Below are 12,239 nucleotides of genomic sequence, written 5' to 3' on the forward strand. Positions count from 1 at the left end.
ATGTCTGAGCAACAAGCACAAGGCGCCGAACAGGCGTTGGATCTCAACAACGAACTGCAGTCACGCCGTGAAAAACTGGTCGCGCTGCGTGAGCACGGCATTGCGTTCCCAAATGATTTCCGTCGCGACACAACGTCCGACAAGCTGCATGCAGAATACGACAGCAAAGAAAACGAAGAGCTGGAATCACTGGGTATTGAAGTGACTGTCGCAGGCCGCATGATGACCCGCCGTATCATGGGCAAAGCCTCTTTTGTTACGCTGCAAGATATGGGTGGCCGCATTCAGCTTTACGTGGCGCGCGACGATCTGCCTGAAGGCGTTTACAACGAACAGTTCAAGAAATGGGACCTGGGCGATATTCTGGGTGCGCGTGGCAAGCTGTTCAAGACCAAGACCGGTGAGCTTTCGGTTCATTGTACTGAGCTGCGTCTGTTAACCAAGGCCCTGCGTCCATTGCCGGACAAGTTCCACGGCCTGGCGGATCAGGAAACCCGTTACCGTCAGCGTTACCTTGACCTGATTGCCAACGACGAATCCCGCAACACCTTCAAGGTGCGTTCCCAAGTGATGGCAGCGATCCGTAACTTCATGGTGGGCAGAGGCTTTATGGAAGTCGAAACCCCGATGATGCAGGTCATCCCTGGTGGCGCTTCTGCTCGTCCGTTTGTGACTCACCATAATGCGCTGGACATCGACATGTACCTGCGTATTGCCCCTGAGCTGTATCTGAAGCGATTGGTGGTAGGCGGCTTCGAGCGTGTGTTCGAAATCAACCGTAACTTCCGCAACGAAGGTGTTTCCCCGCGTCATAACCCAGAGTTCACCATGATGGAACTCTATATGGCCTATGCGGATTACAAGGATCTGATCGAACTGACAGAATCCCTGTTCCGCACGCTGGCGCAGGATGTGCTGGGTAACACTAAAGTACCTTACGGCAATGAAGTATTCGATTTTGGTAAGCCGTTTGAAAAGCTGACCATGCGCGAAGCAATCAAAAAATATCGCCCGGAAACCAATCTGGACGATCTGAACGACATGGCGAAAGCGGTAGCGATTGCTGAAGCTATCGGTATCAAGGTTGAGAAAAGCTGGGGCCTGGGCCGCGTAGTCACCGAGATCTTCGAAGAGACTGCGGAAAGCCATCTGATCCAGCCAACCTTCATCACCGAATACCCTGCAGAGGTTTCTCCGCTGGCGCGTCGTAACGACCTGAACCCGGAAATCACCGATCGCTTTGAATTCTTCATCGGTGGTCGTGAAATCGGCAACGGTTTCTCTGAATTGAACGATGCCGAAGATCAGGCTCAGCGCTTTGCTGACCAGGTTGCAGCCAAAGATGCCGGTGACGACGAAGCGATGTTCTATGACGAAGACTACGTCACGGCATTGGAGCACGGCTTGCCACCGACAGCAGGCTTGGGAATTGGTATCGACCGTATGGTGATGTTGTTGACCAACAGCCACACCATCCGCGACGTGATCCTGTTCCCGGCAATGCGTCCGACCAAGTAATGTGATCTGACAGAAACAAAACCGGTGCAGGTAACTGCGCTGGTTTTTTTTGCCTGATGCGAGTGGCGAGGTTTTTTTGCTGCTAACCGCTTAAAACATCAGCAGTTACGTGCTTTCTCCGCTTGCCCAGCGCGTATAACCGGTTATAATGCCAGTCGCACACCAAAGCGGGTGTAGTTCAATGGTAGAACGGCAGCTTCCCAAGCTGCATACGAGGGTTCGATTCCCTTCACCCGCTCCAAAAACACTTCTCCCTAAGTATCCCAACGTCTACTCAACCCAGTAAAATCAAGCCTTTCGGCGAAATCTCGTTATATTGTGGTCTACTAACACCTATTGAAATCCACCTACTTCTGGGGGTATATATGGGGGTATTGAACTAAGCGTCCATAAAAAGTACCCCCTTGACGGTGGTGCGCACATTGAGAGATACCCCCTCATGAAGCTGAACGCCAGACAGGTAGACACCTGCAAGCCAAAAGAAAAACCTTACAAGCTAGCAGACGGCGGCGGTTTGTTCCTGCTGGTTAACCCGAACGGTTCACGCTATTGGCGTTTGAAGTACCGGATCGCAGGAAAAGAAAAGCTGTTGGCGGTGGGGGTATATCCCGAAGTCACTCTTGCTGAAGCCAGAGCAAAGCGCGATGAGGCTAAAAAAATTATCGCTGCTGGTGGCGATCCAGCACTGAATAAAAAGCAGGAAAAATTAGCCCGCCAAGGTGATGTCTGTAACACCTTTGAAGCCATTGCCCGTGAATGGTACCAGCGCCGCTATGACCGCTGGTCTGAATCCTACCGCAACGAGATGATCAAAACTTTCGAAGCCGATGTGTTCCCCTTTATCGGCCACCGCCCGATCGCGGAAATTAAACCATTGGAGCTGATGGCGGTGCTTTCCAAGCTGGAACAGCGCAACGCCACGGAAAAAATGCGCAAGGTGCGCCAGCGGTGCGGTGAGGTATGGAAATACGCCATAGTCACCGGCAGGGCGGAATATAACCCAGCTCCCGACCTGGCCAGCGCCATGAAGCCGCATAAACGTGAGCATTACCCACACCTGACCGTTGGCGAGATCCCTGAGTTTCTCAACACCCTGGCCAGTTATAGCGGCAGCATGCTGGTGAAGTTGGCAATGCGCCTGCTCATTCTCACCGGTACTAGGCCGGGAGAACTGCGGCAAGCCGAATGGGCGGAGATCGATCTAGATAATGCGCTGTGGGAAATCCCTGCTGTACGGATGAAGATGCGCAGACCCCATCTGGTGCCATTGCCCACACAGGCTATTGAGATACTCCGGCAGATACAGCCGATCACAGGGCGCTATCAGTATGTATTCCCTGGCCGGATACAGCTCAGTAAGCCAATCAGTGAAATGACCCTCAATGTGCTTATTAGGCGCATTGGTTACGGTGGCAGAGTTACCGGCCACGGCTTCCGCCACACCATGAGCACCATTCTGCATGAGCAGGGCTATAACACCGCATGGATTGAAACCCAACTGGCTCACGTCGATAAGAACAGCATCCGGGGAACGTACAACCACGCGCAATATCTGGATGGACGCCGGGAAATGCTTCAGTGGTATGCCGACTATATGGATAGTTTGGAGCAGGGTGGCAATGTGCTACATGGCACATTCGGTAAGCTGGCTTGATTGGATGGATAAGCAGTGTGACTAGACGGTAATAGATTTGTAATTATTACGCTTAGGAGGCGAAATGAGAGGTCACAATGGCTAAAAAAGCGAAGGTGAAAGATATTATTTCTTGGTTCGATTTGAAAAGATATGACTATTTACTCGACTTGCCTGTTAATCATGTATTGGCCGAAGTTCACTTTCGGTATGGTATCCATGAAACGTTCTTGAAAAAAGCCATGAAAGGTGAATTTCCTGTTTTTGACCGCATGGACGATCTCGAAGAGGAACATTATTGGGATGGGGTTCATTGCAATGATAGAGGGATACTTCCATTGGATTGCGACTTTATTGCAAAAATGGTCAACTCTGGCATTAAACGAAATATCTATTCAATTTCAGATGGCAGATTATTTGCCAACGAGGAGTACGGTTCTAAAACAGCCTCTAATTCTGAGGTTGATTGTTATGACCCTGAAGATGAGGTGCCGGGATCCTGTGATCCTAATGAATTTTTTAATATGGGATTAATTCTTGATTTATCATTAGACCTTATGACTGACGAGGAAATAACCAACCATATTGCCTACAATCTGCCTAAGTGGAGAAAAAGATTTTCTATTCCAGAGCCGAAAGAAGTAGGCAGAGGTCAAAAGGTAGGTTTTTCTTTTATCAGGAAAATTCACGAGTACAAGATTATTCCTTTTCTCGATCTCAAAATGTGGTCAGCGGCTAACAAGGTTGAGATCACGTGCGACTTATACTCAAGGCTGCTTTTCCCATTGGGTGAGGGTGATTTGAAATCTGAATCTAATATCAGAAATACTATCAAGCCATTTGCGGACTCGTTGTTTGATGTTATCTATCAACCAGAGTTAAGCCTTTTCTTCGCTAAAAATCCCTACATCGAAGATATGAAATTTTCAGATTTCCTGAAATTAGCGGAAAATCGCTAAAACCAAATTTGATATAAAATAGTCGCAATGAGTTCTATTGCGACTATCCATTTTTCATTTATGTCTATCGGTTATCAATCCGTGTGCGTATATTTTCGGTGTAGACCTTAAACACCAATAAGAGATATACCATGCAAAAGTCTTTAATCCGTCTTTCAGAGGTACAACGCCGAACTGGCTACAGCAAGGCTTGGATCTACCGTCTTATGTCTGAAGGGAAGTTCCCTGCATCCGTAAAAATCGGCGCTCGTGCTATTGCTTTCGTTGAAGGTGAAGTTGATGAATGGATCAATCAACGCATTGCTGAATCCCGCAAGGAGGTTGCCTGATAAGGTGCATCAGGTGTTTAGATTTTGCAGTGAATTGCATTCAGTATTCATCGGCAGCAACCAAAGACTTTAACCAGGAATAACCAATGAAAATTAAAAATACGGCCAACGCTGGCCGGGGCCGAACTCACCCCAAAGAAAGCCACAGCGATATTAATAGCAATGGTTTTGCTTCAATCGTACCGATTGTTTCTGGACAGATTGGCGGATGCCAAACCATGCATAACTACAGCGCCAACCAAAAAACAGTCTTATCCTTGGTAAAAATCTGCCGCTATCCTGCTGGTGGATCGTCAAAAGTTAAAAAAGACAGCATGGCAAATGCTGCCCTTTGGGTTGACTTGAGGGATGATCAGTCGTTTTCTTGTTTACCTTTCTTGCGCTGCCTACGTTTGATCTCGCCTTGCATGGCTCTGACGATAAATTGGCCCGTACTTTCTCCGGGTTCTTTTACCTCTTCCATTGCATCAACAACCTCATGTGGCGCTCGTGCTTGTACTTTTTGCGATTTTTCATTCTTCGTACCCGTTGCCATTATGAGTTCTCCGCTAATTTGGTGGAGTACAGTATACACAAAAAGATATTCATTTAAGTACTTGAGATGGGAGCCTCTTTGTGGTTATAGTGGACTCCACCTTGAGTTGTTGCAGACTCAAGAAATAGCGAAGCTCGGCTGTGCGCCAACACTAACCGAGCTTCTCACCACAACGTTAGAAGGACTAACGCCATGGCTACGACAAAGTGTACCTACATCTTTGCGGCGATCAACCGCACCCAGAAGAAAGTTAAGCCCGTTATGCTGCGGGGAACCGCGTTTGATGAGAAATCCGCCCGCCGCCGCTATGCCCCTGATTACATCTTGCTGTTTGCTGGTCGCCTGCCGGTGCAAGGGGGTGATCATGTCTAACCTGATCGATAGAACCCCACGGAGTGCCGAAGAGGTGGCTTTTCAGTGCCTGGCACTGACGCACGCCGCCCTATTTTCAAATCAGCAAGCCGTAAGGGAAACGCTGCTTTTTATCCTTCTCGACAGGGTAGACACGCTCTATGAGATGTTGCCGGAACAATGCGCAGCATGCAGCGAGCCAGCAACCGAATAGCGGGAAGATAAGCCATGAATAAAAAACTAACCGGCCATACGCCGGGAGCCAAACTCACCCTAAAAACGGCAGAGGCGGAGATAACCCCCTGTTGTGGACTGCGTGGGGAAGCATCAACTTTCCGCTTCCTGAACGTGTTCAACTTCGCCAAAAAAGAGGGAGTTCACCCAAAATGAAATGGGCTCCCAATGTGAAAAAAATCCCGAAAGATCCGTATACCGAAGCGGTTATTTTTGCCGGTGCGGATGCCTGGAGCCACGCGGAACACTGGCAGGCGGGTAATCCGGCCAAAGATACGGTACCGCCCGTGGTGTTGGATAAAAAGCAACTGGCCGAACTCGGTCGGTTGTACATTGTGGATGAAGGGCGGCGGTGTGTGCGCGTGTACCGTGCAGGCGAGTTAAGCCAATCGGACATAACGGCCATTGCCACAAAACTGGCGCTGGCTGGCGTCACTGAAGCGTTTTTTCATTCCGAAGCCTATGACCTGTTAGAAAACTGGACAGGTCAGCTAAGGCGGCTCAGGGACGAAGCCAAACGCGGCGAGGCGGTGGCGATTCAACCCAAACAAGTTATTGGCGGTGATCTGGCTCATATGGCGGCAAGCCAGCGTGGGCGGCTGTTGGCAGAACGCTATGGGCAAATAGCCGTCCATCCTGAAAGTGAATGCGTGTTTACCTACAACGGCGCAATCTGGCAAAAAGTGCCGGACAGCGAATTGCGGCGCGAAATGGCGGCCATTTACCGGGAAAATGACGTTAACTACAGCACCAATGGGGTTAACAATGCCGTTGAAGCCATGAAGCTGGAAATCCCCGTGGTTGGCCTGCAACAGCCCGGACTGATTGGGTTCGCCAATGGGGTTTATGATCTGGCTAGCGGAGCATTCTCCCCGCACAGTCCAGACAATTGGCTGATGAACCACAACAACATTCTGTTTACGTCCTCCACCCCCGGAGAAAATCTGCGGGATAACGCTCCCCATTTTCACCAGTGGTTAAGCCATGCCGCCGGGCGTGACGCACTCAAGATGCAGCGTATCTGTGCGGCGCTGTTTATGGTGCTGGCCAAGCGCTACGACTGGCAGATGTTTATTGAAGTGACAGGCGAAGGGGGCAGCGGGAAAAGCGTCTTCACGGCGATAGCCGCTTTACTGGCTGGCGAACACAACACCTCAAGCGGCAATATGAAGGCTCTGGATGAGGCAAGGGGTCGGGCGCAATTCGTCGGCAAGAGCCTGATTATTCTGCCTGACCAACCCAAATACAGCGGCGAGGGAACGGGCATCAAGGCGATAACGGGCGGCGACCCGGTGGAGATCGACGGAAAGTACGAAAAGCAGTTCACGACCGTTCTTCATGCCGTGGTACTGGCCACCAATAACGAACCCATGACCTTTACCGAGCGTAACGGCGGAGTAGCACGGCGGCGGGTTATTTTCCCGTTTGATATTCCGGTTCAGGAGCCAGACAAGGATCCGGACCTGCCGCAAAAAATCGCCCGTGAATTGCCTGTGATTATCCGCCGACTGCTGGCGACCTTTGCCGACCAGAACAAGGCAAAATCCCTGCTGATGGCGCAGCGGAATTCACTCGAGGCAATGACTGTCAAATGTAATTCCGATCCGCTCTACGGCTTTTGTCGGCACATCGTAACGCTGGCGGAGGCCGTGGGAATGATGATGGGCAATAAAAACATCGTACCGAGAGCGCCACGAACCTACCTGTATCACGCTTACCTGTCTTACATGGAAGCGCACGGCTTTGAACGTCCGTTAACCCTGACACGGTTCGGCAAGGATTTCCCCAAGGTGATGGCGGAATACGGGGCAGAGTACAAACGCGCCAAAACCAACACCGGCTGGCGATACAACATGGACCTAGCCGAGAGTGCGGAAGATTGGCTTCCCGCCACGCCCTTAGTGCCAACCGCGACGTAAAACGAGATACCCCTTAAAAATAGTTTTTGGCTAAAACTGTTCACGACTGTTCACTTTTAAATAATTCCATTATTTATCAATAAATAACGTAGTGAATAGTTCCCTTTTAACTGTTCACCCACTGTTCACAACTATTCATACTCATCACCAAAAAAGTGAACAGTCGTGACGAGTTGTGAACAGTGGTGTTCACCTAGCAAAGTCAGGTTTGGCGAGGGTTACAGGCCAATGTGAACACCGTGAACAGTTAAAGGGACTAAAAGTTTTGCAGGGGGGTAACCCTCTGTAGCCACAGCCAAACACGAACCGATTTCTTGAACAAGCAGAAGGAAAACACAATGCTGATGAGCAAAGCGGCCTATGCCAAACACCGTGGCGTCAGCCGCCAGACGGTCTACGATTGGATAGCTAAAGGCGACATTGTAATGTCCGGTACAAAAATTGACGTTGAGGCCACTGAACGGCAGCGCCAAGGCGGTGAGAAACGTGCAATGTATGATGATATCGACATGGAAAGGAAAATAATTATCTCACCCAGGGCAAGCGTTATCACTGATGAGTCTGAGGATGATGCGCTGTATACCCCATTTAAAGCAACCGCCGAAAAAGCAGCGGAAATGGTGCTGATACTTGATGATTTATACCCACCAGCGGAAACGTACGCGGAATTGCAGATGCGCATCCATGACGCCTCGGAAGCGCTTGGACTGGAATTGAGACTGATTGCAGCTGATGGGAACGAAGAATATGTTACTGGGCTTGAGTTCTATGATGCTGAACAGGATTATATAGCATGCCGTTTTGATTCCCCATTTTATGAACTGGAAACCCTGACATTTTTCCGGTGGTTGATCACCAAAAAGCAATTGGGCGATCTGGATAATGTTACGAAAGCGGGGCTTGCCGCTCTAGCTGAACCTTTTGTTTATGATGTTAAGGCCATCTATGATGAGCGTGCCGGGATTAGCGATGATGAAGAACCGTAAACATCTGCATTCCGATCCTTAAGGCATCAACCTTATCTTCCAAAGGTATTTTGCTCAAAAGTGTAAAGTGGCCTTGTACCTGAATGTACCGGTTTTTTCGTATCAGAGTGGCAAACTTGCCGGACATCATGTGTCCACCTAATTGCATAATTTACATTATATGAGAGGGGTTATGATTGTTTGTACATCACTACCGGTCCGCACCAATATTTCAGCAGCTGTTGATACTGAGTTCGATATACTCCTGGTACTCCGATACTTACCGCCTACAAGAGACCTAAAATATTTTGGATAACCTATCTCACCCCAAGGCTGGCGCGAGCATACAACTGCATAAAAGGCGAGACATGCAGCTTGCAGGCGAAGCGGGGATAGTATTGCGCGTACCAAGAGCTCGGCCAATTGCCTTAAGTGAATTCGATGAGTTCTTCATGTGGTAAAGTACTAGGGAAATCATCTATGATGATCACCATTGAAACTTAGCATATCCTTACAGGAGTTTAGTCTTATGCTTCAAAGACAAATTTACATGGAAAAAATCACAAATAAATTAGCTGTTTTGGCTCATAAAGTTGAGTTACAGACATCATTGAACCTTACTGATATAAATATCCATGCTGAGTTTTTCTTCTGTGAGTTGCTTAATTTAGTTTTCGATCTTTCACTAGTTAATGCCAATACAATAAAAGCTAACGCGAAAGCGATAGATTTAATAGATTTCGATAATAGATTTGCAATCCAGGTTACATCAACGTCTGATTTTAAAAAAATAAAACATACTATTGATGGTTTTATATCAACAGATAATATAAACAAGATTGATAGGCTTGTGGTTTTAATGCTAACTAAAAAGAAAAAATATCACGCAAAAACTTATGGAAGTAACTTCACGATCTCAATTAAGGATGATATATGGGATTATACTGATATAATTAAAGCTATCAATGCTCTTATGATTGATAAAATAAAAAAAATTCATGATTATTTAGAGTTCCAAATTCCTGAAAAAAATAATAAGGCGGGCATACCCAAAGAAGTAAACACTATTTTAGGAATGATAAAGATATTGAGCATCGAGGATCACCCGATGATTGGAAATGGTTTTTTAGATGAGCCAGATCCACAAAAAAAAATCAATAAAAGATTTTCTGATTATGCAGACTATCTAATGGGGATATATGTATCCTTGATTAGCACATATGCAGGGATATTAGCGGAAATAAGCTCTCAAAGTGATGCTGGAACGTTAAATATAAATAAAATTTCCGCTTATTTGAAAAGATTCAGTGACGCAAACTTAGATGAGTGTGAGGGGGACCCTGTAAAGGCTTTAAATAAAATGACTGAGTATTATGCTGAAAAGCTTATAGCTGATGGAATAGATTATGATGACTCGGCCATACAATACTATTTGATTGATAACATGGTCAGATGTAACGTTTTCCCCAACAAGGTATCATCAATATGTTAAATTTATTTTCAAAAGATGAAAACATTGAGAAGTCAGCACCGATTGTTGGAGCTGAAATATTGAAACTGTTAAGTGAAAAAAAAGTTATCAGTATATTTTCATTAGCTAAAGAATTGAGAGGTAAAAAATTGATTGGAGTAAGATCTATATACTATGGTATGATATTTCTATATGCTCTAGACTTGATTGAATTTAACGAACCTTACTTGGCTTTGAAAAATGATAAGACTGAATAAACTATATAGTGAACCATTTGCGTTTGAATCGATCGAATTCAAGCCTGGCATAAATATAATTTTAGGCGAGCGAGATGAAACATCAAATAAAACTAATGGTGTTGGTAAAACACTTTTAGTTGAATTTATAAATTTCGCGTTAATGAAAGAGTTCAAGCGCAGTCGATTAGCTAAAATTCCAGCAAAAGATTTTTCTCATGACATTGAGGTTTGCTTAGATTTTCACATTGATGATAAACATATTGTAACCAAAAGAAGCATCAATGAAGAAAACACACCTACCATTTATGTTGATGGCATTAGAAAGATCTTTTCTTCGATCGAAGATGCAACGAAATTCCTTTCTTTATTATTATTTAAAAATGATGGAGTTAGCGTTCACCCATCATTCAGATCGATGCTTGGGTTATTAATAAGGGATGAACGATCCGAGTTTAAATCTATTGTAGACTGCTATGATACAAAATTAAAGATACCAACTGATTATGCACCTCACTTATATTTATTTGGTATAAGCATAAAGTTATATAGAGAAATTAAAAAAGCTCAACAAGTCATCCAGGAATTGTCTACAGCAAAAAATAAAATCAAAGATGATATAGAATCTATTACAGGTAAAAAGCTCGCCAATGCAAGAGCTGAAATAAATGATCTTGATTTTCAAGTAAAAAAAATAAAACAAGAAATGGACATGTTGGAGGGAGACAAAACTTTTGATATGATTAGAGATGAGGTATCTTCGTATGAAGAACAGTTAGATATACTCCGTGACAAAAGAGCAATAATTAAATCGGAAGTTAATAAAATAAATTTATTGTCTGGTGATAATTATATCGATGACAAAGAAGTTATTGAACTTTATAACAAACTAAAGCCCAGCCTTGGTGATAATATTGGTAAAGAACTTAGTGAAGTTATCAGATTCAAGCGTAAAATTGACGAATTCCAAAAAAACCTTATTGATTCTAGAAAGGAAACCCTAACACAAGAAATATACTCCTTAGATGAATCCATTTCAGTACTATTAACAAACCTACACTCTAAAACAGCAATACTCAAGCAATCTGGACAACTTCGCAACATAAAAATATTATTTATAGCTTATGAAAAAAAGTTAGAGGAACTATCTCAACTTTCAACTTTCATAAAAAAATACGATGATTATGAGTCTAAAATAAAAGCCAAGAAAGCAGAGAAATCGGCTAAAACATTAGAGTTAGACTTGTCCGTTTCAAATAAAAAAAACGTCATAACAGAGTTTCAAGAAACCATTTTCTCTATACATGAATATGTAATGGAAAATAGGAAATGCTCATTTGACTTATCAGTAAATGATAAAAAAGAAGTTTTCAACTTTGATTTAAGAATATTTGACGATGGTAGTCACAGTAATGAGAGAGAAAAAGTTTTCTTTTATGACATTGCTTTATTATTAACACATGATATTTTTGTTAGGCACCCTAAAATCCTTGTTCATGACAATATTTTTGATGTTGATACGGATACTTTAATTAAAAGCTTGAACTATCTTTCTGAAAAGTCAAGCTGCTTAGAAGATGCTCAATATATATTGACTCTAAACAGTGATAAAATCAGTGAAATTGATAAAGGTCTATTGAATCTCGATATTGATATTTATAAGAGAGTAACTTTGACTAAGAAAAACAGATTCTTGTCTCGGCATTATCAAGAAAAATAAGCTGTTCTTAGCATTCATTAGTAAATACATTCAACTTATAACCACAACTGTTGAAAATTCATATTTATCGTATCTCAATAGGAAGCCTTTTGGTAGGTTTTCTACAGCATCAGACAGGAGCTGTTCTTCTTTCATTTGTTCATACCTTCCTGTTTGTTCATGATTCATGAACAAACAGGAAGAGAAGCAACGCAAATCTACAGGGGCAGCGTCAAATGAGCACCAAAAACTAAACCCCATAGGTTGACACTTTTCTGCTCGCCCCTGCTCTGAAAAGTGTCAACCACGCTTTATCCCTTGTGGGATAAGTGTTTGACGAGTTTTTACCGCTATAGGATATACAGTTTTATACATACCCACTACCGGAAT

13 protein-coding genes and 1 tRNA gene are annotated in these 12,239 nt (G+C 44.6%); 13 read left to right on the top strand and 1 reads right to left on the bottom strand.

Annotation, left to right across the window (positions count from 1 at the left end; all coding sequences use genetic code 11):
* The 5 genes from lysS (at position 1) to SAQUA_RS05560 (ending at position 4,439) form a co-directional block, all read left to right on the top strand.
* Entirely contained in the window at positions 1–1,518 is a 1,518-nt protein-coding gene (gene lysS / locus SAQUA_RS05540; RefSeq protein WP_380674027.1) for a lysine--tRNA ligase, read from the top strand.
* Positions 1,519–1,685: 167 nt separating this feature from the next.
* Positions 1,686–1,759: transfer RNA gene (locus SAQUA_RS05545), tRNA-Gly, on the top strand.
* Between the two features lie 198 nt (positions 1,760–1,957).
* Entirely contained in the window at positions 1,958–3,172 is a 1,215-nt protein-coding gene (locus SAQUA_RS05550) for a tyrosine-type recombinase/integrase (protein ID WP_380674026.1), read from the top strand.
* Positions 3,173–3,249: 77 nt separating this feature from the next.
* Positions 3,250–4,110, top strand: coding sequence for a DUF6387 family protein (locus SAQUA_RS05555; protein WP_380674025.1), 861 nt, complete (start codon positions 3,250–3,252; stop codon positions 4,108–4,110).
* Positions 4,111–4,241: 131 nt separating this feature from the next.
* The gene (locus SAQUA_RS05560; RefSeq protein ID WP_380674024.1) at positions 4,242–4,439 is read left to right on the top strand and encodes a helix-turn-helix transcriptional regulator; all 198 of its coding nucleotides are present in this window, start codon (positions 4,242–4,244) and stop codon (positions 4,437–4,439) included.
* A gap of 352 nt (positions 4,440–4,791) precedes the next feature.
* On the opposite strand, the gene SAQUA_RS05565 is transcribed toward SAQUA_RS05560, so the two are convergent.
* Positions 4,792–4,974, bottom strand: a complete 183-nt coding sequence (locus SAQUA_RS05565; protein WP_380674023.1) for a YlcI/YnfO family protein — start codon at positions 4,972–4,974, stop codon at positions 4,792–4,794.
* Between the two features lie 192 nt (positions 4,975–5,166).
* On the opposite strand from SAQUA_RS05565, the gene SAQUA_RS05570 reads away from it, so the two are divergent.
* From SAQUA_RS05570 to SAQUA_RS05605, 8 genes are all read left to right on the top strand, one after another.
* Positions 5,167–5,346 carry a host cell division inhibitor Icd-like protein gene (locus tag SAQUA_RS05570; RefSeq protein WP_380674022.1) on the top strand — a complete coding sequence of 60 codons (180 nt, stop codon included), beginning with the start codon at positions 5,167–5,169 and terminating at the stop codon, positions 5,344–5,346.
* Complete coding sequence (locus tag SAQUA_RS05575) at positions 5,339–5,539, top strand: hypothetical protein (protein WP_380674021.1); 201 nt, start codon at positions 5,339–5,341, stop codon at positions 5,537–5,539. The genes SAQUA_RS05570 and SAQUA_RS05575 overlap by 8 nt, the downstream gene beginning before the upstream one ends.
* Before the next feature lie 14 nt (positions 5,540–5,553).
* Positions 5,554–5,715: a hypothetical protein gene (locus SAQUA_RS05580; protein WP_380674020.1), complete on the top strand. Its 162-nt coding sequence runs from the start codon at positions 5,554–5,556 to the stop codon at positions 5,713–5,715.
* Positions 5,712–7,478 carry a primase-like DNA-binding domain-containing protein gene (locus SAQUA_RS05585; protein WP_380674019.1) on the top strand — a complete coding sequence of 589 codons (1,767 nt, stop codon included), beginning with the start codon at positions 5,712–5,714 and terminating at the stop codon, positions 7,476–7,478. Before SAQUA_RS05580 ends, SAQUA_RS05585 begins: the two co-directional genes overlap by 4 nt.
* A 338-nt stretch (positions 7,479–7,816) precedes the next feature.
* Positions 7,817–8,464 carry a hypothetical protein gene (locus tag SAQUA_RS05590; protein ID WP_380674018.1) on the top strand — a complete coding sequence of 216 codons (648 nt, stop codon included), beginning with the start codon at positions 7,817–7,819 and terminating at the stop codon, positions 8,462–8,464.
* A 508-nt stretch (positions 8,465–8,972) separates the two neighbouring features.
* The gene (locus SAQUA_RS05595) at positions 8,973–9,935 is read left to right on the top strand and encodes an SMEK domain-containing protein (protein WP_380674017.1); all 963 of its coding nucleotides are present in this window, start codon (positions 8,973–8,975) and stop codon (positions 9,933–9,935) included.
* Positions 9,929–10,171, top strand: coding sequence for an ABC-three component system middle component 6 (locus SAQUA_RS05600; protein ID WP_380674016.1), 243 nt, complete (start codon positions 9,929–9,931; stop codon positions 10,169–10,171). Before SAQUA_RS05595 ends, SAQUA_RS05600 begins: the two co-directional genes overlap by 7 nt.
* Positions 10,155–11,870: a DUF2326 domain-containing protein gene (locus SAQUA_RS05605; protein ID WP_380674015.1), complete on the top strand. Its 1,716-nt coding sequence runs from the start codon at positions 10,155–10,157 to the stop codon at positions 11,868–11,870. Before SAQUA_RS05600 ends, SAQUA_RS05605 begins: the two co-directional genes overlap by 17 nt.
* Positions 11,871–12,239: the final 369 nt, after the last annotated feature.

This window comes from Serratia aquatilis (assembly GCF_044865145.1).
Taxonomy (GTDB): domain Bacteria; phylum Pseudomonadota; class Gammaproteobacteria; order Enterobacterales; family Enterobacteriaceae; genus Chania; species Chania aquatilis.